Source organism: Streptomyces sp. NBC_00440 (assembly GCF_036014215.1).
In the GTDB taxonomy this organism is placed as follows: domain Bacteria; phylum Actinomycetota; class Actinomycetes; order Streptomycetales; family Streptomycetaceae; genus Streptomyces.
In genome coordinates this window covers 5530756-5554015 of sequence record NZ_CP107921.1, presented here as the reverse complement: position 1 = coordinate 5554015, position 23260 = coordinate 5530756, and the positions used below count along the sequence as shown (strand labels likewise).

General features: G+C 71.3%; 20 protein-coding genes and 1 pseudogene. 7 read left to right on the top strand and 14 right to left on the bottom strand.

Annotated features, from left to right (window positions below; translation table 11 throughout):
• Positions 1-211: 211 nt before the first annotated feature.
• From moeZ to OHB13_RS24980, 11 genes are all read right to left on the bottom strand, one after another.
• Complete coding sequence (gene moeZ, locus OHB13_RS25035) at positions 212-1390, bottom strand: adenylyltransferase/sulfurtransferase MoeZ (RefSeq protein ID WP_266853343.1); 1179 nt, start codon at positions 1388-1390, stop codon at positions 212-214.
• Between the two features lie 62 nt (positions 1391-1452).
• Complete coding sequence (locus OHB13_RS25030; RefSeq protein ID WP_328378583.1) at positions 1453-2271, bottom strand: spherulation-specific family 4 protein; 819 nt, start codon at positions 2269-2271, stop codon at positions 1453-1455.
• Complete coding sequence (locus OHB13_RS25025; RefSeq protein ID WP_266853347.1) at positions 2259-3221, bottom strand: NAD-dependent epimerase/dehydratase family protein; 963 nt, start codon at positions 3219-3221, stop codon at positions 2259-2261. The genes OHB13_RS25030 and OHB13_RS25025 overlap by 13 nt, the downstream gene beginning before the upstream one ends.
• 181 nt (positions 3222-3402) lie before the next feature.
• Positions 3403-4548, bottom strand: coding sequence for a hypothetical protein (locus OHB13_RS25020; protein ID WP_328378582.1), 1146 nt, complete (start codon positions 4546-4548; stop codon positions 3403-3405).
• Positions 4549-4951: 403 nt separating this feature from the next.
• Positions 4952-6733, bottom strand: a complete 1782-nt coding sequence (locus OHB13_RS25015; protein ID WP_328378581.1) for a DUF3492 domain-containing protein — start codon at positions 6731-6733, stop codon at positions 4952-4954.
• Positions 6734-6942: 209 nt separating this feature from the next.
• Complete coding sequence (locus tag OHB13_RS25010) at positions 6943-8661, bottom strand: dipeptide ABC transporter ATP-binding protein (protein WP_443062966.1); 1719 nt, start codon at positions 8659-8661, stop codon at positions 6943-6945.
• A gap of 11 nt (positions 8662-8672) precedes the next feature.
• On the bottom strand, positions 8673-9662 hold the full coding sequence (locus OHB13_RS25005) for an ABC transporter permease (protein WP_266860726.1): 990 nt from the start codon (positions 9660-9662) through the stop codon (positions 8673-8675).
• Positions 9663-9664: 2 nt separating this feature from the next.
• Positions 9665-10675, bottom strand: coding sequence for an ABC transporter permease (locus tag OHB13_RS25000; RefSeq protein WP_328378579.1), 1011 nt, complete (start codon positions 10673-10675; stop codon positions 9665-9667).
• A 2-nt stretch (positions 10676-10677) separates the two neighbouring features.
• Positions 10678-12411, bottom strand: coding sequence for an ABC transporter substrate-binding protein (locus OHB13_RS24995; RefSeq protein ID WP_328378578.1), 1734 nt, complete (start codon positions 12409-12411; stop codon positions 10678-10680).
• Positions 12412-12739: 328 nt separating this feature from the next.
• Positions 12740-14086: a DUF3152 domain-containing protein gene (locus OHB13_RS24985; protein ID WP_328378577.1), complete on the bottom strand. Its 1347-nt coding sequence runs from the start codon at positions 14084-14086 to the stop codon at positions 12740-12742.
• Between the two features lie 8 nt (positions 14087-14094).
• On the bottom strand, positions 14095-15060 hold the full coding sequence (locus tag OHB13_RS24980) for an alpha/beta fold hydrolase (RefSeq protein ID WP_328378576.1): 966 nt from the start codon (positions 15058-15060) through the stop codon (positions 14095-14097).
• A 207-nt stretch (positions 15061-15267) separates the two neighbouring features.
• Between OHB13_RS24980 and OHB13_RS24975 the strand changes: the two are divergent.
• From OHB13_RS24975 to OHB13_RS24960, 4 genes and pseudogenes are all read left to right on the top strand, one after another.
• Positions 15268-15459 (top strand): annotated as a pseudogene (locus tag OHB13_RS24975) (hypothetical protein); the annotation flags it as partial.
• A gap of 140 nt (positions 15460-15599) precedes the next feature.
• The gene (locus tag OHB13_RS24970; RefSeq protein WP_266853360.1) at positions 15600-16241 is read left to right on the top strand and encodes a TetR/AcrR family transcriptional regulator; all 642 of its coding nucleotides are present in this window, start codon (positions 15600-15602) and stop codon (positions 16239-16241) included.
• A 141-nt stretch (positions 16242-16382) separates the two neighbouring features.
• The gene (locus OHB13_RS24965) at positions 16383-16610 is read left to right on the top strand and encodes a DUF3107 domain-containing protein (RefSeq protein WP_266853361.1); all 228 of its coding nucleotides are present in this window, start codon (positions 16383-16385) and stop codon (positions 16608-16610) included.
• Positions 16611-16806: 196 nt separating this feature from the next.
• Positions 16807-17073 (top strand): hypothetical protein, encoded by a 267-nt coding sequence (locus tag OHB13_RS24960; protein WP_328378574.1) that lies wholly within the window; start codon positions 16807-16809, stop codon positions 17071-17073.
• 44 nt (positions 17074-17117) lie between these two features.
• Here the strand turns inward: OHB13_RS24960 and OHB13_RS24955 are convergent, their stop codons facing one another.
• The gene (locus OHB13_RS24955; protein WP_266853365.1) at positions 17118-17843 is read right to left on the bottom strand and encodes a ferritin-like fold-containing protein; all 726 of its coding nucleotides are present in this window, start codon (positions 17841-17843) and stop codon (positions 17118-17120) included.
• Between the two features lie 555 nt (positions 17844-18398).
• On the opposite strand from OHB13_RS24955, the gene OHB13_RS24950 reads away from it, so the two are divergent.
• Together OHB13_RS24950 and OHB13_RS24945 are read left to right on the top strand one after the other, a co-directional pair.
• Positions 18399-20063 (top strand): DEAD/DEAH box helicase, encoded by a 1665-nt coding sequence (locus OHB13_RS24950; protein WP_328378573.1) that lies wholly within the window; start codon positions 18399-18401, stop codon positions 20061-20063.
• 145 nt (positions 20064-20208) lie between these two features.
• Positions 20209-21066 (top strand): alpha/beta fold hydrolase, encoded by an 858-nt coding sequence (locus OHB13_RS24945; RefSeq protein WP_328378572.1) that lies wholly within the window; start codon positions 20209-20211, stop codon positions 21064-21066.
• 58 nt (positions 21067-21124) lie between these two features.
• Here the strand turns inward: OHB13_RS24945 and OHB13_RS24940 are convergent, their stop codons facing one another.
• Positions 21125-22012, bottom strand: coding sequence for an NYN domain-containing protein (locus OHB13_RS24940; protein WP_266853370.1), 888 nt, complete (start codon positions 22010-22012; stop codon positions 21125-21127).
• A 262-nt stretch (positions 22013-22274) separates the two neighbouring features.
• Here OHB13_RS24940 and OHB13_RS24935 point away from each other — a divergent pair, with 262 nt between their 5' ends.
• Positions 22275-22427, top strand: a complete 153-nt coding sequence (locus tag OHB13_RS24935) for a hypothetical protein (RefSeq protein ID WP_266853372.1) — start codon at positions 22275-22277, stop codon at positions 22425-22427.
• 82 nt (positions 22428-22509) lie between these two features.
• Here the strand turns inward: OHB13_RS24935 and OHB13_RS24930 are convergent, their stop codons facing one another.
• On the bottom strand, positions 22510-23115 hold the full coding sequence (locus OHB13_RS24930) for a MarC family protein (protein ID WP_328378571.1): 606 nt from the start codon (positions 23113-23115) through the stop codon (positions 22510-22512).
• Between the last annotated feature and the right edge of the window lie 145 nt (positions 23116-23260).

The window sequence follows — 23260 nt, the reverse complement described above, 5'->3', positions numbered from 1 at the left end:
CCATCTGGGCTGATATGCGAGATATGCGGCTTTTGCCGTCCCTCTTTCTCACAGTAGCGCCGTCCCGGCGGCGGCACAGCGGCACGGCCGCGCTCCTGGAGCCCCGGGAGAAGGGCGGGGCCGGAGCTGGAGCGCGCAGAGAAGGGGCGGCCCGCACATCGTGCGGGCCGCCCCTTCTGAGGCAGTGCTCCGGTCCGGCGGACCGGCTTCTCTAGTAGATCGGCTTCTCCGGCTCGATCTGGTTGACCCAGCCGATCACGCCGCCGCCCACGTGGACGGCGTCGGCGAAGCCCGCGGACTTCAGCACGGCCAGCACCTCGGCCGAGCGGACGCCCGTCTTGCAGTGCAGGACGATCTTCTTGTCCTGCGGAAGGTCCGAGAGGGCGGTGCCCATGATGAACTCGTTCTTCGGGATCAGCTTCGCGCCCGGGATCGAGACGATCTCGTACTCGTTCGGCTCGCGGACGTCGATGATCTCGATCTTCTCGTCGGTGTCGATCCACTCCTTGAGCTGCTTGGGAGTGATCGTCGAACCGGCCGCCGCCTCCTGGGCCTCCTCGGACACGACGCCGCAGAAGGCCTCGTAGTCGATGAGCTCGGTGACGGTGGGGTTCTCACCGCAGACCGCGCAGTCGGGGTCCTTGCGGACCTTGACCTGGCGGTACTGCATCTCCAGAGCGTCGTAGATCATCAGTCGGCCGACCAGCGGCTCACCGATGCCGGCGAGCAGCTTGATCGCCTCGTTGACCTGGATGGAGCCGATCGACGCGCAGAGCACGCCGAGCACGCCGCCCTCGGCGCAGGAGGGGACCATGCCGGGGGGCGGGGGCTCCGGGTAGAGGCAGCGGTAGCAGGGGCCGTGCTCGGACCAGAAGACCGACGCCTGGCCGTCGAAGCGGTAGATCGAGCCCCAGACGTACGGCTTGTTGAGCAGCACGCACGCGTCGTTGACCAGGTAGCGGGTGGCGAAGTTGTCCGTGCCGTCCACGATCAGGTCGTACTGGGAGAAGATGTCCATCACGTTCTCGGCTTCGAGCCGCTCCTCGTGAAGGATCACATTCACCAGGGGGTTGATCCCGAGGACCGTGTCCTTGGCCGACTGGGCCTTGGAACGGCCGATGTCGGCCTGGCTGTGGATGATCTGGCGCTGCAGGTTCGACTCGTCGACCTCGTCGAACTCCACAATGCCCAGCGTGCCCACACCGGCGGCGGCCAGGTACATGAGGGCGGGCGAACCGAGGCCGCCCGCACCCACGGCGAGCACCTTGGCGTTCTTCAGCCGCTTCTGCCCGTCCATCCCCACGTCGGGGATGATCAGGTGGCGGGAGTACCTGCGGACCTCGTCGACGGTGAGTTCAGCAGCTGGCTCGACCAGGGGTGGCAGCGACACGGGGACTCCGTTGGTCGGTATCTACGTACGATGGTTCTTCCGTAACACTGCCACGCCCCTTCTCATTCCGAGACACCAGGTCCGATCCGCGAGACGATTTCGTCCCAGTAGCCGGGCAGCGCCTCGAACGGCGCGCTCTCCTCCGGCCGGCCTGCGGCGGAGCCGTCAGTCCCACCCACAGGGTCGTCCCCGCCGGTGCGGTCGGTCCGGTCGGTCCGGTCGGTCCGGTCGGTCCGGTCGGTGAAGAAGATCGTGCCCGCGCCCTGCCAGCGGGCGATCCGGACGGCCTCCTCCAGATGCGTGCGCGGGACGCCGTGCACGAAGTGGGCGAACCGCGACGGGTCGTAATCGGCCGTCCACTCCGCCACCTGCGACCAGCGGTAGTCCGTCCAGGGGCCGCTGAAGGTGACCAACTGGTCGGCGGTCTCGGCGTATCCGGGGTACGGGTGCACACCGTGTCCGAGCACGAGACGGCCGCCGGGTCCCGTCACCGACCTGAGGGCAGCCGCGATCCGCCGGGTCTCGGGCAGGTCGGCGCGGTCGGCCGGGGCCCGGTCGAGGAAGAAGCCGTCGGTGCGGTACCAGTCGGTGAACCGGTGGGCCTCCGCGATCAGCTCCCCGAACGGACGGGTGCCGTGGGCCATGTCGAGATGGCCGAGCACGCGCGTCCCCGCAGTGCGGAGCCGCCCCGCCGCTGCCAGGCAGTGCGGGTCGGGCCGGGCGCCGGGGCCGTTGGCGACGTTGAGGACGACCCAGTGCAACGGCGTTCCCGGGCGCGCCAGTTCGGCCCATTCGACCGGCGCGACCAGCGGGTGCGCGTACCCCGGTACACCGAAGCCCAGCTCGGCCGAGAGGGTCGCGCCCGGGGTCAGATGCGACATGCCGCCTCCATCCAGATGTCGGCGAGCGACTCCTCCAGGTTGATGCGCGGGCGCCAGCCGAGCCGGTCGCGGGCGGTGCGTACGTCCGCCTGCTGCCAGCCGCCGCAGCCGTCCGGGTACGGGGACGGCGCGGCCAGATGGTCCATGACCGGCTCGGAGGGGCGCGGCGAGACCAGGCCCGAGTGGCGGTGCTGGGGCGCGTCGAGCTCGTGGAGCGTGCCGCCGAATCCGGCGACCCTGGCCAGGACGGCGGCGGCGTCGCGCAGCTTCACCGCGTGGCCCGTACCGATGTTGACGACGCCCTGGGCGGCGGAGAGCGACGCGGCGTGCACGGCGCGCGCCACGTCCCGTACGTCGACGAAGTCGCGCTGGACGCCGAGCCCGGAGAGCTTCAGCTCCTTGTCCCCTGCCTGCATCGCACGGCGCATGGCCTCGGCGAGCCGGCCCAGCGGGGAGCCCGCGGGGGTGCCGGGGCCGACCGGTGAGAAGACCCGCAGGACGATCGCGTCGAGCCCCGAGTTGAGCACCAGCTCGCTGGCGGCCAGCTTGGAGACCCCGTACGGACCGCCGGGGCGCGGGACCGCGTCCTCGGCTGTGGACGAACCGGGCTGGCTCGGTCCGTACTCGGCGGCGCAACCGAGCTGCACCATCCGCGCGTTGCAGGTGCTGCGGCGCAGCGCCTCGCAGACGGAGGCGACGGCGACGGTGTTGTGCCGGGTCAGATCGCGGGCGCCGCCACGGGTGGCTCCGGCGCAGTTGATGACGACGCCGGGGTGGACGGCGTCCAGGAAGCGGGTCAGCGCTCCTGGGCTGCCGCTGGCGAGGTCGAAGCGGACGTCGGCGTCGTCGCCGCGTCCGAGGGCCGTGAGGTGCACGGCGGGGTCGGCGAGCAGGCGGTCGGCCACATAGCGGCCGAGATATCCGTTGGCTCCGAGCAGCAGCACCCTCATCGCGCGGCCGCCTCTCGGTACCGACGGGACGGTGCTGGAAGGTCGGGGCTCATTTTTCGTTCTCCTTCTGAGGTGTTACGGGGTGGTCGGCCCGCGGCGTCGGCTCCGCGGGAGTTTCGGGGGCGGCGGTCCGGCGAGTGGCCGGCCGCCGCTTCAGGTGTGCCGCTTCAGGTCCGCCGCTTCAGGTGTGCGCCGAGGCGCGGGAGAGTGCGGCGGTGGCGTGCGCCAGCAGGGCGAGTGCCGCCACTCCGCAGACGACGGCGGATACGGCCGCCGCGCCCAGTGCGTCGACGGGCGCGGCGACGAAGCGGCAGCCGGGGAGGCGGCCGATGAGGACGGACGCCAGGGCGAGCGCCTCTCCCGTGCAGGCGGAGGCGAGCGCGGCGGCCGCGACGGCGGGGAGGCCGTGGACGGTGAGCAGCCGGGAGAGGAGGAGCAGGACGGCGAGGGCCGCCGCTCCCGGGCTGAAGCCGGGGACGAACAGCAGGGCCGCGGGCACCGCCGCGTACAGCAGGGTGACGGCGACCACGAGCGGCCTGGTGTGCGCCGCGAACTCCGCGGTCCCGCGGCTGGCCGCGAGCTTCCGCCCGGCCAGTTGCGCGAAGAGCCGGACACACCAGGCGGCGGGTGCGACGGCCACGGCGAGACCCACGACGGCGATCCCGGACAGCGGCCACGGGCCGTCGGGGCCGCCCCGCACGAACTGGTCGAGGAGCCCGTCCCCGCAGAGCGCGTAGCCGATCAGCCAGCAGACGTACAGGCGCGCGGCCGGCACCGTGCGCCCCCTGGCACGCAGCGGGCCCCGGCGCAGGGTGATCGCGAGGGCGAGTCCGGTGAGGGCTGCCCCGGCCGCTGTGGCCGCGAGCCTGCCGCCGCCCTGGGTCAGTCCGGCGCCGACGGCCGTCGCGACGGCGCAGGCGCCGGGCAGCAGTCCGTCGAAGGGGGCGCGCGGAACGGCGGGCGGAGTGCGCGCCGGTTCGGCGCCGTCGGCCTCCGCACCCCGGGGGACCCTGGCGTACAGCTCGTCGGCGAGCGAGAAGACGTCCCGGTGCCGGAAGCGGGCGGCCGTCCGGTCGGTGATCCCGTGCGCCTCAAGACCTGCGGCGATCTCCAGCGGGTCGACGGCCCGCTCGCACAGTTCGCGGTGGCGGTGCATCAGCGCCCGTACGGGGTCGGCTGGGCCGCGTACGCCTTTGCGCACCGGGGATCCCGGCAGCCCGGCGGCTTCGCCGAGCACGGCTTCGGAGCGGTCGTCCCAGGCGTCGGCAGCGACGGGCGGCCGCGGCCCGTCGAGAGGCTGGGGCTCGTTGGTACGGGGGGTGCTCATACGGCGACCTCTCGGCGCTGGCAGGTGAGTGGGGGCCGGAGACGGAGAACGGGGCCGGTGTGAACACGGGCGGCGGGCCGGGGTCCGGGGCCGGAGGGGTCAGAGGGGCCGGAGGGGCCGGAGGGGCCCGAGCGGCCAAAGGGGGCAGAGGGCCCGGGAACGGCGAACGGGGGTTGCGGGACCGCGCCCGTGCCGGGGTGCGTACCCGGGGCTGAACCCGAGCCGGAGCGTGCGCCGGAGCGGCGGGCAGGGCGGGCGAGGCGGGCAGGGCAGCTGGGGATCGGCTCCGACGGTGCCGCAGCAGCCATCCGTGCCCCGGCGTACGCCCGCGCGCTCGCGCTCTCGCCCCGGGCACCGCCCGGACTCCACCGGGACGCGGCTGCCGACACCGTCCGGCCCCGGCTCACCGGCGCACCTCCCCCGTCGCGGCCGCCGTACCGGCAGCCCGCGACACCGGCACGGCACCGGCCCGCACAACACTGGGCACGGCACCGGCCTGCGCAGCATCCGGCACGGCGCCTGCCCCGCCACCGGCAGCTCCGGCGCCAGAGCTCACCCCCGCACCCGCCGACTCCGGCTCCGCCCAGCTCGGGGTACGGGCGGCGCCTCCGCCCCCCGCCGCCCAGTTCCCCGGCACATGCGATTCCGCCGGATACGCGAACGGCCTGGGCTCCCCGGTGTCGTGCTCCGGCGCACGCCGGACCGGGCAGTGCGAGATCAGGTCGAGGTAAATGCCGTGAAATGCCGCGAGGTTCTGCTCGACCGTGAACAGTTCGAGCGCCCGCGCACGCGCCGCAGCCCCCAGCCGCTCCCGGCGCGCGGGGTCGCGCAGCAGTGCGAGACAGGCGTCGGCCAGGGCCCGGGGATTGCGCGGCGGCACCACGAGCCCCGTACCGCCGATGACTTCGACCACGGCGCCGACATCGGTGGAGACCGTCGCCCGGCCGCAGAACATCGCTTCCACCAGACTCACCGGGAACCCCTCCACCACGCTGGAGAGCACGACGACCGCGCCCCCCGCATAGGCGTCGGCCAGTTCGGGGGTCTCCGGGCCGCCGATCTCGTCGAAGGCGACCGGGTTGGAGCCGACGGCGTGCGCGCCGGCCGCCTCGTCGGGGAACAACTGCGCGGCCAGCGCCCGGCAGTGGGCGAGATAGGCCGCGCCCTCGGGGCCTTCGGCGGGGGCTCCGACGATCCGCAGCACCGCGCCCGGTTCCTCCCTGCGCACCTCGGCGAAGGCGTGCAGCAGCGAGATCAGATCCTTGGCCGGTTCGATGCGCCCGACCCAGACGAGGGTCGCCGGGTCGCCCGCGTCCGTGCCGTCCCCCACGGCGGCGAAGCGTGCGGCCTCCATGCCGGGATAGACCGTGCGCAGCTTCGCGGGGTCGGCGCCGCACTTCTCCTGCCAGCGGCGGGCGTGCGTGTTGCCCGGCGTGATCACCGCGGCCTGTCCGTAGACCTCGGCGGCGAGGGCGCGGTGGAAGGAGGCGAGCAGCGCCCGTACCGGCGCGCTCCGGTCGCCGCCCGCGAGGAAGTGCGAGCGGAGCTGGACCCCGTACTCGGTGACCAGCAGCGGCACCCCGAAGAAGCGTTTGGCCAGCAGCCCCGGCAGCGCGGCGGTGCCGCCCGCCGTGGCATGGCAGAGGTCCACCGCCCCCAGGCCGTCCTCGGTGTACCAGTCGAGGGAGAGCGGCCGCAGCGCGCGTTCGACGAGGCCGGCGAAGGCGAGGTGGTCGGGGACCCCGGCGGCCTGCACGGTGCGGTTGGCCCCGGGCGCACGGCAGGCGGACTCCAGGGTGCGCAGGGCGGTCTCGGAGCGGAGCGCCGTGTGCAGCCCGCCGCGCTCCCTGGCCAGTTCGGCCAGGCCGTAGAGTCCGGCCGCGAAGTCAGGTCCTCCGCCGCAGACGGCGGCCGCCAGTTCGCCGAAGTGTCCGGCGAAGCGGCGCCGGTCGCGGCGCCCGTAGGGGCGGCCCGCCACGGGCTCCGTCCACAGCGGGGCGGTGCGCACCCGCCTTACCTGGGGCGGGAGTTCGACCCGTCCGGCCGCCTCCTGGTGTGCGCTGCGGCTCAGGGCGTAGACATCGAACTCGTGCTGCTCAAGACCGCGCACCAGCCGGTCGCACCAGAGCCGTGACTCACCTGTCGCATACGGATAACCACCGTCCGTAAGCAGTCCTGTCCGCATGAGCACACCCCCGGTCTCCCTTCAGGCAGCCACCGTTGGTGACGGCGACTCGCAGCGGGACGACCGTAAGCGGACAGAGAGGTGGCGCGATGGACGGTTGTCCATCGCGCCACCAGAAGGGGTGAACCGTCGTAACTTTCTCCCCCTGGTAGCGTTCTGTGGCGCTACGGTGCCTCTCGGTCACCCGGGGGTCGGCCCCGTCAGCCCCGTCAGGGCACCACCAGCTCCGTACGGGCCGCGCGGCGCACCGCGGCGAGCACCGGGTCGAGCGTGGGGACCGCGGCCAGCAGCTGCTTGGTGTACGGGTCCTGCGGGGCGCCGTACACGGTGTCCACATCGCCCTCCTCGACGATCCGGCCCCGCCGCATCACGGCGACCCGGTCGCTGACCTGCCGTACCACCGCGAGGTCGTGCGCGACGAAGACCAGGGCGAGCCCCAGCTCCCGCTGCAACTCGGCGAGCAGGGCGGTGACCTGGGCCTGGGTCGTCACATCGAGCGCGGAGACCGCCTCGTCGCAGACGATCAGCTCCGGCTCGGCGGCGAGCGCCCGCGCGATCCCGACCCGCTGGCGCTGGCCGCCGCTGAACTCGTGCGGATAGCGGTCGTACTGGGCCGCGTCCAGACCGACCCGGCCCAGCAGATCGCGGACCCGGTCCCGGATCAGCGTCTCGTCCCGGTCGCCGCGCGCCCGCAGCGGGTCCGCGACCGATTCGCCGATCGAGCGGCGGGGGTTGAGCGAGGCCACCGGGTCCTGGAAGACCATCTGCACCCGGCCGGCGCGGTGCAGGCGCCCCGACGTGGGATCGAGCAGCCCGACGAGCATCCGTCCGAGTGTGGTCTTGCCGCTGCCGCTCTCGCCGACGATGCCCAGGGTCTCGCCGCGGTGGACGGCGAGGGACACCCCGTCGACCGCCGCGAGCGCGGACCTGCCACGGCCGAACACCCGCCGCAGGTCCACGGCTTCGACCAGCGGGGCGTCCCCGGCTCCGGGGGCCACCCGCTCCGGACCACCCGTCCGCGGTGTCTCCGTACGCCGAACCTCCCCGCCCTCCGCACGCCGATCCTCCACGCGCGGTACGTGCACCGGCCGATGAGCCTCCACCCGTGGCACCGCGGCCAGCAGCGCCCGGGTGTACGGCTCGCGCGGTGATCCCAGTACCCCGGCCACCGGACCGCGCTCGACCGCCCGCCCCTCCTTCATCACCAGCACCTCGTCGACCGACTCCGCCGCGACCCCCACGTCATGGGTGACAAGCAGCAGCCCCATCCCCGTCTCGTGCCGCAGCCCGTGCAGCAGATCGAGGATCTGCGCCTGCACGGTGACATCCAGCGCGGTCGTCGGCTCGTCCGCGATCAGCAGCTGCGGCTCGCAGGCCAGCGCCATCGCGATCAGTGCCCGCTGGCGCATCCCGCCGCTGAACTCGTGCGGGCGCGACCTGGCGCGCCGGGCGGCGTCCGGGATGCCCACCCGGTCGAGCACCTCGACCGCCCGCGCACGGGCGGCCCGGCGTGAGGTCTTCACCTGGACCCGGTACACCTCGGCGATCTGGTCGCCGATCGCGTAGTAGGGGTCCAGCGAGGACAGCGGGTCCTGGAAGACCATCGCGGCCTTCCCGCCGCGCAGCCCGCGCAACTCCGGTTCGGACGCGTTCTGCACATCCACCCCGGCCACCGTCACCGACCCGGTGACCTGCGCGCCGCTCCCCCGGTGCAGCCCGAGCAGGGCGTACGCGGACGCGCTCTTGCCGGAGCCGGACTCGCCGACGACGCCGAGCGCGCCGCCCGCCTCCAGCGTGAACGACAGTCCGTCGACGGCCCGTACGGACCCGTCGAAGGTGACCGAGAGGTCCCTGACATCGACCAGACTCGTGACAGGCCGGGAGACAGAACCATCCACGGCAGAACCATTCACGGCAGGCCCCTTCATGACCGGACCCCTCATGACAGGACCACCCGTCGGTCGGCCACCGCGTACAGCACGTCCGCCGCGGCATTGGCGAGCACTACGAAGAAGCCGGTGACCAGCACCATGCCGACCACCACCGGCAGGTCCACCACATTGACGGCGTGGACGAGTTCGCGCCCGATCCCGGGGATACCGAAGAGCGACTCGGTCAGTACGGCGCCCCCGAACATCGAACCGAAGTCATTGGCGTTGAGCGCGATGACGGGAGCGAGGGCCCCGCGCAGCGCGTGCCGCGCGATGATGCGGCGCTCGCTGACCCCGTACGCGCGGAAGGTCCGCACATGGTCGTCGGCCAGCGTCTCCAGCATCGAGGCCCGGGTCAGCCGTGCGTACTTGGCGGACTCGATCAGCGCGAGCGAGAGCCAGGGCAGCAGCAGGTTCCACGCCCACTGCTGCGGGTCGTCGGAGAACGGCACGTACTGCGGATACGGCAGCCAGCCCAGCGTCCCGCACACCACGATCATCAGCACCAGGCCGATGACGAAGACGGGTGTCGCGGTACCGGCCAGGGTGACTCCGGTGAGCAGCCGTTCGGTGGGCCGCCCGCGCCGCCAGGCGGAGAGCACCCCGGTGCCGACCCCGAGGATCAGCCACATCACCATCGCCCCGAGCGTGAGGGAGGCGGTGACCGGCAGCTTGGTGAGGATCAGCTGGGTGACCTGCTGGTCGGTGCGGTACGAGAGGCCGAGGCAGGGGGCCTTGCAGTGCAGCACCGAGGTGCCGGTGGAGAAGTCCCGCCCGGCGAAGATGCCCTGGAGGAAGTGCCCGTACTGCACATACAGCGGGTCGCCGAGGTGCAGTTGCTCGCTGACCTGGTGCACCTGGACCGGTGAGCAGCGCGGACCGCAGGTGATCTGCGCGACGTTGCCCGGTGCGACGTAGAAGACCGCGTAGATGATCACGGAGATCGCGAAGAGGGTGACCACGGCGCCGGTGAGGCGCCGCAGCAGGAAGCCGGCCATGTTCACGCCACCGCCCCCTTCTCCTGCCGGCGCCCGGTCTCGCGCTTGCGTCCGGTACCGATGCGCAGCCGGGAGGCGGCACGCGGGTCGAGTGCGGTCCGTACGCCGTCGCCGAGCACCGTCAGCGAGACGACGGTGAGGAAGAGCATCCCGGCCGGGAGCAGCAGATACTGCGGCGCGGCCTGGTACCAGACATCGGCCGATGTGAGCATCTGTCCCCAGGACGGGGTGGGCGGTTGGACGCCGACGCCGAGGAAGGACAGCGCGGCCTCGGCCGAGATGTTGGCGGGGAAGAGCAGCGCGGCGTAGGTGATGACGGGTGCGGCCAGCGACGGCAGCAGTTCGCGGCGGGCGATCTGCCACTGGTTCCAGCCGCTGAGCCGGGCCGCCGCGACATGGTCGAGCGACTTGAGGCTCAGCGTCGCGGCCCGGACGATCTTCGCCGTACCGCCCCAGGCGACGAGGCCGATGACGAGTGCGACCAGCACCGGACGCGGGAAGGTGTCGGGGACGATCGCCATCAGCGCGAGCGAGAGCACCATCAGCGGCATCGCCACGACGACGTCGGTGATCCGGCTGAGCACGTTGTCGACGAGCTTGTTGCCGAGTCCCGCCGCGACCCCGAAGGCGACGCCGAGCAGCACCTGGACGAGGGTCGCGGCGAAGGCGACGGAGAGTGAGACCCGGGCGCCGTAGACCAGCCGGGCGAAAAGGTCGCGGCCGGTCTGCGGTTCGATGCCGAGCCAGTGGTCCGCGCTCATGCCGCCGAGCGGGCCGACGGGGACGCCGCCGCGCGCCGAGTCGATCAGATCCGGGTGGTAGACGTTGGGATCCTGGCCCTCCAGGGCGGTGAGCAGCGGCGCGGCGAGCGCGGCCAGGACGAGCAGGGCGACGACGACCGCCGCGGTGGTGGCGGCGCGCTGTCCGCGCAGCCGCCGCCAGAACTGACGGGCCCCGGAGACGGGGACCGCGACCGCGACCCCCGCTCCGTCGGCCAACAGGGCTTCGGGCATGGTTACTTGACCGCTGTCTGGGAGATGTCGAGCACACCGGTCCAGTCGCTGATCACGACGTTCTTGATGTCCTGGCCGTAGAGCCGCTTGTAGACCGGGTGGAAGAGCGGCACGGTCAGCGCCCGTTCACCGATCTTCTTGTCGAGCGCGCCCCAGCGCCGGGCCGCCGCCTTCAGGTCGGTCAGCTTGTTGATCGCGTCGATCTCCTTGTTGACCGAAGGGTCGTTCAGGAAGCCGGTGTTGAAGTTGGCGCCGTCCCTGACGATCTGGCGGCCGTCGAAGATCGGGGCGAGGAAGGGCCCGCCGGACGGCCAGTCGGCGCCCCAGTGGGCGAGGAAGAAGCCCGGCTCGGTCTTCGCGTTCTTGGTCTTGTCCTTGTAGTCGTTGTCCTCAAGGCCCTGGAGCCTGACCGTGATGCCTGCCTTCTTCAGGGACTCCTGGAGGGCGGTGGCGATCTCCGGGCTGGTCTCGAAGTCCTTGGCGTTGGAGTGCGTCAGGGTGACGGTCAGCCCCTTGGCGTAGCCGGCCTCCTTCAGCAGCGCCTTCGCCTTGGCCGGGTTGCCCGTCGCGCCTGCCGGGAAGTGGTCGTACGGCGTGTAGCCGAAGGACTTCTGGTCGGGCAGATAGGTGGTGGCGGGCTCGGCGAGCGCGGAGCCGCCCGCCGCGTTGATCACCGACGAGCGGTCCACCGCGTACGAGATCGCCTGGCGCACCTTCGGGTTGTCGAAGGGCTTCACCTCCGGGTTGAAGGCGATGTAGTTGGTGTAGCCGAAGTGGCCGGTGCCGACCCGCGAGGCGAGCTTCTTGTCACCGGTGACCTTGGCCAGTTCGGCCGGGCCGAGGTTGGTGTCGGTGGTCACGGCGGCGGCGTCCGCGCCCTGGGAGCTGGCGAGCCGCTGGTTGATGACCGAGGAGTCGAGTCCGGAGCGGACGTCGATGGTGTCGGGGTAGGCCTTGCGCTCGCTGTCGGTCTTCGCCGACCAGTGGGGGTTGCGCGCGAGCGTGATCCGCTCACCGTCGTTCTCGTTCTTGACGACCTTGTACGGGCCCGACGAGAGCGGGTGCTCCTCGTACTTGGTCCCGGTGTCCTTGGCCTTCGGTACGGGGGTCGTCTGGGTCTGCGTCGCCAGATAGGGGAACTCGCCCTCGGGCTTGTTCAGATGGAAGACGATGGTGCGGTCGTCGGGCGTCACGATCGAGTCGAGGCCCTTGCCCTTCTTCCCGTCTGCCCCCGCCTTGTACGGGCCCTGGTACTGGGCCCCGCCTATCAGCCAGTCGCGCAGGTACGGCGCCCCGCCGGACAGTTCGGCCGCGAAGGACCGCTCGATGCCGTACTTGACGTCGCCGGACGTGATGGGGGTGCCGTCCTCGTACCGCAGCCCCTTCTTGAGGGTGTACGTCCAGACGGTGGCGTCCTTGCTGGGTCTGCCGGTGTCGGTCGCGAGGTCGGGGACGACCTTCGTACCGTCGGCGCCGTTGGCGCGGTGGCGGGTGGTGAGCGTACGGAACACCAGCGAGGGGACGTTGCCACCGCCCGATGTGTAGAGGCGCGCGGGGTCGAAGTCCGTCTGCGGCTGGCTGTTGAGGACGGTGAGCCTGCCGCCCTTGTGGGGCTTGCCCTGGGCTCCGGACGTGGCGCTGCCGCCGTCATCGGGCCCGGCGCAGGCGGCAGCGCCCAGGGCCAGAACCAGACTCGCGGCCGCCACGGACGCTGTGCGTGGGGACAGATGACGCATCGGAAAAGCACCTCTCGGTGTGCTGAACGCGGAAAGTGACAGGGATCCGCACAGGCAGCAGCGCCGGAAGAGAGCACCGGGGAAAACAGAAAATGCCGCGCCCGCGGGGTGGAAGAGGCCCGGGCGCGGCAGGGAAAAGGCCGACACGCGCCGGGACAGGCGGTGTCAGCGACAGAGAATGTCGGCGACGCAGTGCCCGGTCACGCCGAACAGCACCAGCTCAAAGGCGGTGTGATCGGAGGACTCGGGGCAGCGCGGCATGACGAGAAATATGAACGACCCACCGACCGATGTCAACGTGACTGGACGCCGGAACGAGACGGCCGTCTCAGCCGGTGGGATAGACCCAGGGATTGGCCCGGCACTTGATCCCGCCGATGTCCAGCGACTTGGTCTGCTGCTGCATGACCGGCGCGAGCGCACCGGGGGTGCGGCAGGACACATGGTTGTGTCCGAGCCGGTGGCCGACTTCGTGGTTGATCAGCATCTGCCGGTACGGATAGATCTTGCTGTCCCCGTAGGTCTTCGATCCCTGGGCCCAGCGGTAGGCATTGATCATCACGCGGTCGGTGGCCGCCGAATCGCAGGACACGTTCTCTTCGAGTGTGTCGAGACCGGATTTGGCGCACCAGTCGGCGGTGGTGACGGGGCTTGCCAGCGTAATCACGAAATCCGGGTGCCCGGAGGAAATACGCTCGAATGTCTTGGCCCCGTTGTGCGCCCAACTCCGTTTGTCGTTCAGGGTTTTCTGGACCGCGTCGGCGAACAGCGTGCCGTCGAGTCCCATTCCCTTCTCGATATCCACCCGGTAGCGGTATTTGTGCCCCTGGCCCGGCGCCTTCGCCGATCCCCCGACCACGGAGAAATCGCCTGACGCCTTGAGTTTCGGGGAGAGGGGATACAGCTTGGACATCTTCTGCATGTAGGTCAGCGGCACCGGAGCCGCCTTCGGCGTCACCCGGTTGTCGCCGCGCGAGGCGGCCCCTGCGCCGGTCTCCCGCTTGCCCGGGCCCGTGGCCCGGGTGTCGCCGTGGCTGTCGCCCCCGCCCATGACCTGGCCCGCGACCACGACCGCGAGGACGGTGACCACGGCGGCAGCGGCGATCCCGGCGAAGGCACGGCCCTTGCCGCCCTTGCCTCCGGGGCTGTCCTGCCCTGTTCCGGTGTCACTGGTTCCGGTGTCACCGGTTCCGTTGCCGCTGACTCCGGAGCCGTCGAGAGCCTCGGAGGTGTCCAGAGTCCGGGAGGAGGCGACAGGAGCGACAGGGGCGGCGCTGCCGGTCCCCGTCGCCGGGCCGCCGGCGCCGGTCCCGATCGTCGCGGCACCGGCACCGCCGGGACCCGGATCCGTACCGGAGAGGTCCTTGAACGCCTCGACGAACTCCTTGCGGGGGCCGGGGACCTGGGGGCGCCGCTGCTGGACGCCCTGCCAGGGCCCGTACCGCTCGGGGCCCGGCGCGTTCCACTCGGGCTGCTGGGGGTGACCGCCGCGCACCTGCGGCGGCGCCGTCTCCCCGGGGGCCCTCCTGCGGCGTCCGGTGCCCGCCCCGGCGGGTGCCTCGGCGGCGGTGTCCGCACCGTCACCGGCGGTGTCGCCGGAGTTGCCTTCCACACGCCGAGGCGCGCTCTGGGGCGCACCTTGCGGCGCACCGTCCCGACGGCTGTGACGTCCCACTCCCCGGATCAGCTCCCACTGCTGTTGTTGTCGTCCAGCAACTCCCGGAAGGCAGTAGCGACCAGCTCCGGGTACTCCATCATCGCCACATGCCCGGCATCGGGCAGTGACAGCAGCCGGGAACCGCGGAACGCGGCAGCCGCCTTGCGGGCCATACGGTACGAGACGAGCTGGTCCCGGACTCCGTACACCAGCAGCGTAGGGGCCAGCACCCGCTGCGCCTGACGCCACAGCCCGTGCTGCCCGCCCAGTGTGTACGCATCGACGATGCCACGCGCCGACCGGGTCATGGCATCCCAGAAGTACGGCAGCCCCAGGCGCCGTTCCATCTCCTCGACCGCGTTGCGCAGACCCTCGTCGCTGACGCGCGACGGGTCGCCGTAGCAGAGTCCGAGCATCCCGCGGGTGCGCATCTCGGGTGTCCAGTCCTTGGTGAGCCGCTGGAAGAGACCGGCGACACCGGGCACCGCGAGGAGCGCGGTGGGCGCGGCGGTGCGCTGGACGCGCAGGTCGGGCAGTGCGGGCGAGATCAGGGTGAGGGTGCGCACCAGATCCGGGCGCAGGGCGGCGACGCGGGTGGTGACCGCGCCGCCCAGCGAGTTGCCGACGAGGTGGACCGGGCCCCGGCCGCTCGCGTCGAGCATCCGGATCACCGCACGGGCGTGGCCGGTGACCGAGTAGTTCCCGTCGTCCGGCGGCGGCGAGTCGCCGAAACCGGGCAGGTCGAGCGCCTCACTGTCCACGATGTCGTCGATGAGGGGCATCAGCGCCGACCAGTTCTGCGAGGAGCCGCCGAGCCCGTGCACGAGGAGCGCGGGCGGCAGCCCGGCACGCGCCGGGGGCCGGGAGCGCACGGTCAGCGTCAGCCCGGGAAGCGTGACGGTCCGCAGCTCCTCTCCCGCCGCGATCCGTACGGTGCTCACCCCTGTGGCCGGGACGGCAGCCGCGATTCCCGGCAGCTCGGTCGAAGACATAAGGCGATGTTACGAGACGATCACGCGGGCATCTGTGTGTTCGCTGTCACAGACACATCGCGCTCAGGGGCGCGGGCTCCTACTCTCGGTAGGGAGGGAAGGGAAGCAATCATGCCGACCGAGCCGAGCGACAAGGCGGATCCCCGATACTCCGATGCCGGTACCGAGCACCCCGAGAGGGCCGCACACACGGGAAATCCCCGGAAGGACCCGGAGACCGAGAACAGCGAGGCCGTCGAGGACAGCGAGGCCGATCCGGCCGACGCCGCGGAGCAGCGGAAGGACCTCACTCCGCAGGAGGACGACCCGCTGACCGGCATCGATCCCGCGAAGGCCAATGAGGCGGACGCCAGCGAGCAGGCCCGGGTGGTTCCCGTCGACGAGGACGACTACCGCTGAAAGCGCTTCCCCACCGGTCCGGTCCGTGAAATTCTGCGTCCGCACCACACACAGCCGGGTTACCCAAAAGTACGATGGCAGGCAGCGACGCACCAGCGTGTGCTTGTTCAACTGAGCTTGTTCAATCATTGGGAGGCGGCGTGACAGCCATCGAGCAGACCGAGGCAGCGCGTCCGCGGGGTACGCGGCTGCCGCGCCGCGCACGACGGAATCAGCTGCTGGGCGCCGCCCAGGAGGTCTTTGTCGCGCAGGGCTACCACTCTGCGGCGATGGACGACATCGCCGAGCGTGCCGGTGTCAGCAAGCCCGTGCTCTACCAGCACTTCCCGGGCAAGCTCGATCTCTACCTGGCCCTGCTGGACCAGCACTGCGAGTCGCTGCTCCAGGCGGTCCGTACGGCGCTGGCGTCGACCACGGACAACAAACTGCGCGTGGCGGCGACCATGGACGCCTACTTCGCGTACGTCCAGGACGAGGGCGGCGCGTTCCGGCTGGTCTTCGAGTCCGACCTGACGAACGAGCCGGCCGTGCGCGAGCGCGTCGACCGGGTCTCGCTCCAGTGCGCCGAGGCGATCTCGGACGTCATCGCCGGGGACACCGGGCTCTCCAAGGACGAGTCGATGCTGCTGGCCGTGGGACTCGGCGGTGTCTCTCAGGTGGTGGCCCGTTACTGGCTCTCCAGCGATTCCGGCATCCCGCGCGACACCGCGGTGCAGCTGCTCACCTCGCTGGCCTGGCGCGGCATCGCGGGCTTCCCCCTGCACGGCAGCGACCAGAGCTGACCCGGCCGGGCCGCGCCCGGCACAGCTGTGTTCGCTGCGGGCGTGCGGTGCTGACGTCTTACGGGGCGCCGGGCCCGGCTAATGTGTGCTGCGTACGGCGCGGCTGACCGCGCACCGCACGACCGTCGGAGGGACATAGCCGTGGAGGTCAAGATCGGGGTTCAGCACGCACCCCGGGAGATCGTTCTGGAGAGCGGGCAGTCCGCCGAGGAGGTCGAGCGCTCGGTTGCCGACGCGCTGGCCGGCAAGGCGCAGCTGCTCAGCCTCACGGACGACAAGGGCCGCAAGGTCCTGGTCCCTGCGGACCGCATCGCCTACGTGGAGCTCGGCGAGCCCGCGACCCGCCGGGTCGGGTTCGGCGCTCTGTAGGCAGAGCTCCGCAGGCGGCACAGCAGCAGGACGGACGACGGGAACGGCCCGGCGGTCAACACGACCGCCGGGCCGTTCCCGTGCGTGTGGTCCGGCCGCGCCAAGGATTGCGTTCCGCGGCCACCGGGTAGGACCGACATCAGTAAAGGACCGGTCGGTTCACAGCCGGCTCACAGCGGCGCACGGAAGGGACGACATGCTCTGGGAAGCCCTCGCATCAGTACTGCTCGGCCTGGCGCTGGCCTGGTACGCGACACGCAAGCTGCCCACCCGCCTGCCGTCCCGGCACGTGGTCCTGGCCACCGGCCCGGTCGGCGCCCTCTTCGGCGCCTTCCTGACCCGCTCGGCACTCGGCCCCGGCCACGCCACCGTGGTCCTGCTGGGCGCGGTCGTGATCGGAGCGGTGGTGCTCTCCCTGCTGCTCCGCCCGGTCCACCGGATCCGGCGGTCAGCGGCGGTGTAGCCAGGACACCCTCTTCCCCGGGGCCACCGGCCCCGGGAGTCCGGTCAGGCGGCCAGGCCCAGTGCGGCCATCCGCTTGGTGTGTGCCTCGGTGATCCTCGTGAACATCCGGCCGACCTCCGCGAGGTCGAAGCCGTCGGAGACGCCGCCCACCAGCATCGTGGAGAGCGCGTCCCGGTCCGCCACCACCCGCTGGGCCTGGCTCAGGGCCTCGCCCATCAGCCGTCGCGCCCACAGCGCCAGGCGGCCGCCGACCCGGGGCTCCGCCTCGATCGCCGCGCGTACCTTCTCCACGGCGAAGTTGCCGTGGCCCGTGTCGTCGAGCACACCGAGCACCAGCTCGCGGGTGTCGGTGTCCAGCCGGGCCGCGACCTCGCGGTAGAAGTCACTCGCGATCGAGTCGCCGACGTACGCCTTGACCAGGCCCTCCAGCCAGTCCGACGGCGCGGTCTGGCGGTGGAAGTCGTCCAGGGCCTGGGCGAACGGCTCCATGGACGCCGTGGGCTCCACATCGATCGCGGACAGCCGCTCGGACAGCCGCTCGAAGTGGGAGAACTCGGCGGACGCCATCTTCGCCAGAGCCGCCTTGTCACCCAGCGTCGGCGCGAGCTTGGCATCCTCGGCGAGGCGCTCGAAGGCTGCCAGTTCGCCGTACGCGAGCGCGCCGAGCAGGTCGACGACCGCGGCGTGGTACCTGGGGTCGGCCGACGCCGTGTCCCAGTTCTGCGCGGCGATACCGGTCTGTTCCTTGGCGGTGTCAGGCGTCTGCATGGACCGCACAATAGCGCTCCGTCCGCCGGGGACGAATTGCCGAGCAGCAGTCCGAGCGGGATGTGAGCCGGGATGTGAGCGAGGTGTGCGTGCGCCCCGTGAGAATCGGGCGGAGACCGGGCGGGGGCCCTGTGACCGGGGGGAAAGCGGTAGCGGAAGAGACCGCTGCGGGAGCGTTCAACCAGTGTGGCCTTGGTCTCCTGATGAAATCACCCAACGCACCTGCGCGATTTGGGGGTACAGTGGTAATGCGCCTGTCGAATGTTCAGCATGTTCGGTGGGTCATCCGAATGAGGATGCCCGGTCGGTGGCCCGATCGGCTCCACCTGACCGCCCTCACCAATTCGATGTGAGGGGCCCCCTCAGCGGCACGAGCGCTTGAGCGAAGGCAGTGGTCCCGCGCCAGTCGGCACGGTACGACCCCCTTGTTCGCCTCGGTCCGCGTCTCACAGAAGAGGCAGCACCCTGACTACGTTCCGAGACCTCGGTATTCTCACCGAGACCGCCGAAGCCCTTGAGGCCGTCGGCATTACGTCCCCCTTTCCCATCCAGGAGATGACGCTCCCCGTCGCGCTCTCCGGCTCCGACGTCATCGGCCAGGCCAAGACCGGCACCGGCAAGACGCTCGGCTTCGGACTGCCGCTCCTGGAGCGCGTCACCGTCCCCGCGGACGTCGAGGCGGGCCGGGCCAAGCCCGACCAGCTGACCGACGCCCCCCAGGCGCTCGTCGTCGTCCCCACCCGCGAGCTGTGCCAGCAGGTCACCAACGACCTGCAGACCGCCGGCAAGGTCCGTAACGTCCGCGTCCTCGCCATCTACGGCGGCCGGGCCTACGAGCCGCAGGTCGAAGCGCTGAAGAAGGGCGTCGACATCATCGTCGGCACCCCGGGCCGGCTGCTCGACCTGGCGGGTCAGAAGAAGCTCAACCTCGGTCACATCCGCGCACTCGTCCTGGACGAGGCCGACGAGATGCTGGACCTGGGCTTCCTCCCCGATGTCGAGCGCATCATGAGCATGCTGCCGGCACGGCGCCAGACGATGCTGTTCTCGGCGACCATGCCCGGCGCGGTCATCGGACTGGCCCGGCGCTACATGTCGCAGCCCACGCACATCCGCGCCACCTCGCCGGACGGCGAGGGCCAGACGGTCGCGAACATCACGCAGCACATCTTCCGCGCGCACTCCATGGACAAGCCCGAGCTCGTCTCGCGCATCCTCCAGGCGGACGGCCGCGGTCTGGCGATGATCTTCTGCCGTACGAAGCGGACGGCCGCCGATATCGCCGAGCAGCTCGCCACCCGCGGTTTCGCTTCGGGCGCGGTCCACGGTGACCTCGGCCAGGGCGCCCGCGAGCAGGCGCTGCGCGCCTTCCGCAACGGCAAGGTCGACGTTCTGGTCTGCACCGACGTCGCGGCCCGCGGTATCGACGTCGACGATGTGACACACGTCATCAACTACCAGTCCCCCGAGGACGAGAAGACGTATCTGCACCGCATCGGCCGCACCGGCCGCGCGGGCAAGTCGGGTACGGCGATCACCCTGGTCGACTGGGACGACATCCCCCGCTGGAAGCTGATCAACAAGGCGCTGGACCTGCCGTTCGACGAGCCGGAGGAGACCTACTCCACCTCGGCCCACCTCTACGAGCTGCTGGGTATCCCCACCGGCACGAAGGGCGTCCTGCCGCGCGCGGACCGTACGCGCGCCGGGCTCGGCGCCGAAGCGGTCGAGGACCTGGGCGAGACCGGTGGCCGCGGCCGCAAGGCGTCCGTGCCCGCGCCCGCCGTGAAGGAGGAGCGTGCCCCGCGCACGCCCCGCCAGCGCAGGCGCACCCGCAACGGCGCGCCCCTCACGGAGTCCGGCGCCGCCGCACCCGCGGCGGAGGCCGTGACCGAGCAGTCCGCCCCGGCGGACCAGGCCGGCAGCGCCGACGAGGTACGCGCACCGCGCCGCCGCCGTCGTACGCGGTCGGCCGGCGCCGACGCGCGGCCCGCAGACCATCCCGTGGCCGAGGCAGCTGTGGTGGCTCCGGCCGCACCGGTGGCCGAGACCGAGACACTTGCCGCGGTCAAGCCGAAGCGGACCCGGACCCGGACGGCCAAGACCGCCACGAAGGCGGCCGAGGCCCCGGTGGCCGAGGCGGTTGAGCCCGAGGCGGCCGAGGCGAAGCCGAGGCGCCGCCGCACGCGGGCGCCGAAGGCGGCACAGCCCGAGAGCTGAGAACCGACAACAACCGGTGGCCCGGACCCTGCTGAAGGGGTCCGGGCCACCGGTGTGTCCGGCCCGGGGGCTGATCCGAACGACAGGCCACGGGCCTCCCCGGGGACGCTGGGAGTGCCGCCGCGGGAGACGCTAGCCTCGTGACATGAGCAGGCCTCTTACGTTCGCGCCGCCCCCCGGCACCCACGCCGGCCCCCTGCGGACCACCCGCGGCACCTTCGCATCGCTGGTGACTCCCGCCGCCGGGTCCGCAGCCCCGCGCCCCAGGTCCACCGTCCTCCTGCTCCCCGGGTTCACCGGGAGCAAGGAGGACTTCACCGCGATGCTCCAGCCGCTCGCTGCCGCGGGCTACCGGGCGGTCGCCGTCGACGGGCGCGGACAGTACGAGACCCCTGGCCCTGACAGCCAAGAGGCTTACGCTCAGGTCGAGTTGGCCCGGGACGTACTCGCTCAGGCAGCGGCGGTCGGCACCCCCGTACATCTGGTCGGGCACTCGCTCGGCGGCCAGATCGCCCGCGCGGCGGTGCTGCTCGATCCGGCGCCCTTCGCGTCACTGACACTGATCTCGTCCGGTCCCGCAGCGGTCACCACCGCCCAGCAGCAGAAGATCAAGCTGCTGAGCGACGCACTCGGCAAGTGGGGGATGGAGCAGGTGTGGGAGGCGATGCGCGCGATGGGTCCGCCGCAGGACGCCGAAGCGGGCGACGAACCGGCCCTGCGGCGACGCTGGTTGATGCACCATCCGGCCCAGCTCATAGCAACCGGGCGGCAGTTGGCGACCGAACCGGACCGGGTGGACGAGCTCGCCGCCCTCCCGCTCGCGCGGCATGTCGTGTCGGGCGAGAGCGACGACACCTGGCCGGTGCCGCTGCTGGACGAGATGGCCGTACGCCTCGGGGCGGTGCGGAGCGTCATCGCGGGCGCCGAACACTCCCCCAACACCGACCGGCCCGAGCGGACGGCCGAGGCACTGACCGCGTTCTGGGACGGGCACTGCGGCTGACCGGTACTGCGACCGGCCGACACCGCGGCTGACCGGCATCGCGGTACCGATCAGTGGATCAGTACTGCGACTGAAGGTGGTTCCAGAAGCCGTCCCGCAGCGCCCGCCGCAGGTCGCCGTGACCGCGCAGCGACTGCTGGAGCAGCCGTTCCGCGTCGACCAGCAGATCCTGGTCCACCGGCCCCGGCAGATAGGGGCGCCCCGGCAGCAGTTCGGCGAGCGTCTGACGGCCGCGCTCGGAGAGCCAGGTCGCCGCGATCTGCGCACCGACGAAGCGGACGTCCTCCCGGGACGGCGGGGGCGCCCCCTCCTCGTACACCGTGACGGGGCGGCGCCCCACGTACGGCTGCCAGAACTCCAGGTCGAAGGTCCGCTGGCTGTCGACCTCCCAGAGCAGCGGCTCGGCCTGATTGCGGCCCTCCCCCGCCTCGATGCCCCAGAGGTGGACCCGTGCCCCGTACCCCTGGGCGGCCTCGACGGCGGAGACCAGGTCCTCGTCGCCGCCGACCAGCGCGGCATCGCTGATCGCACGGTGCCTGGCGAGCGATTCCAGATCCGTGCGGATCAGGGAATCGACGCCCTTCTGCTGGTTGTTGGCGTTCAGATTACCGAGCCGGACCTTGACGTCCGGGAGCTCGGCGATGGACTGCTGTTCGGGGGTGTGGATACGGCGCCGGGCGCCGTCGTACCAGTACACCCGGAGCAGCCTGCTGTCCGCGAAGATGGTCCGCGCCTTGTCGATGAACGCCTCGATCAGGCCCTCCGCGTCCAGATCGAACGATCTGCGGTCCTCGTTCCCGGTGACCAGCAGGCCGGCCGCCGCGTACACATATCCGGCGTCGACGAAGATCGCGTGCGTGGAGGGTGTCTTGGACACCTCGGAGAGCACACGCTGGAGGAGCGCGTTGGTGCGCTCCAGCTGGGCACTGATATCTGGATCGTTCATACGGGGTTCATTCTCTGTGGCGTCACGGAGTGAGCACAACCTGCGGCCCGACCCATCGGTCGTTAGGCTCGCGAAAATTTTATTTAGCGTAGGGAATGTTTGCCGGGGGCAACTCGTTATCTCCTACGGAACGTGTGTTGCACGCTAACGACGCAATCACCTCTTAACGGACGGGCAACCGTCCGGACTCCGCGCGGGACGAGACTGTGAGAGCCCGCACCAGTAGTTCTCCTAGCAGGAGGATCAGACGAAGGGAGAAGCCTTGCGCTTCGAAATCATGCGACTCGATGATGTCGATGGCTCCGCCATGGACAGCACCGTCGTAGACGCCGCCTCCGTCAACCGGATCGTGCAGCAGGCTGCCGCAATCGGCCAGCGCATCTACATCCGCCCGGCCGAATCGTCGGCCTCGTAACACCGGAAGATTTTCCAGAGGAAGCGCCCCCGTGCAGACGCACGGGGGCGCTGTGCGTCCGGCCGCCGGGCGTGCGGCGCACTCAGCCGGCCTTGATGACCTGCGTGATGCCGTTGATGATCTGCTGCACCGCGATCGCGGACAGCATCATCCCGGCGAGCCGGGTCACCAGCACCACACCGCCGTCCTTGATGACCCGGATGATCAGCAGCGAGTACCGCATGGTCACCCAGAGCACCACGTGCATGGCGGCGATCGCGGCCCACACGGACACCTGCTGCGCCGCGGTGGACGCGTGCTGCACCGCGAGGATCACCGAGACGATCGCACCGGGCCCCGCCAGCAGCGGCATCCCCAGCGGCACGAGGGCGACGTTGACGTCCTTCGTCTGCGTCGGCTCGTCGGTCTTGCCGGTGAGCAGGTCGAGCGCGATGAGCAGCAGGAGCAGCCCGCCGGCGATCATCAGCGCCGGTACGGAGACATGCAGATAGTCCAGGATCTGCTGACCCAGCAGACCGAAGACGGTGATCACTCCGAGAGCCACCGCCACCGCCTGCCCGGCCATCCGGCGCTGGACCTTGGCGGGGCGGCCCGCGGTGAGGGCGAGGAAGATCGGGGTGATTCCCGGGGGGTCCATGATCACGAAAAGCGTGACAAAGAGGGATCCGAAAACGGCGACGTCGAACACAGTGAGGGCCTTGCTTGCGGGGAGAGAGTGAGCGGGGACGGTGGTACCGGAGCGCGGACGCGGCCCGGTACGGAGACGTCACCCGCGGAGCGCCGCCGGAACGCGGCACACCGGAAGGTGACAGAACGGAGGAGAGGGACAGAAC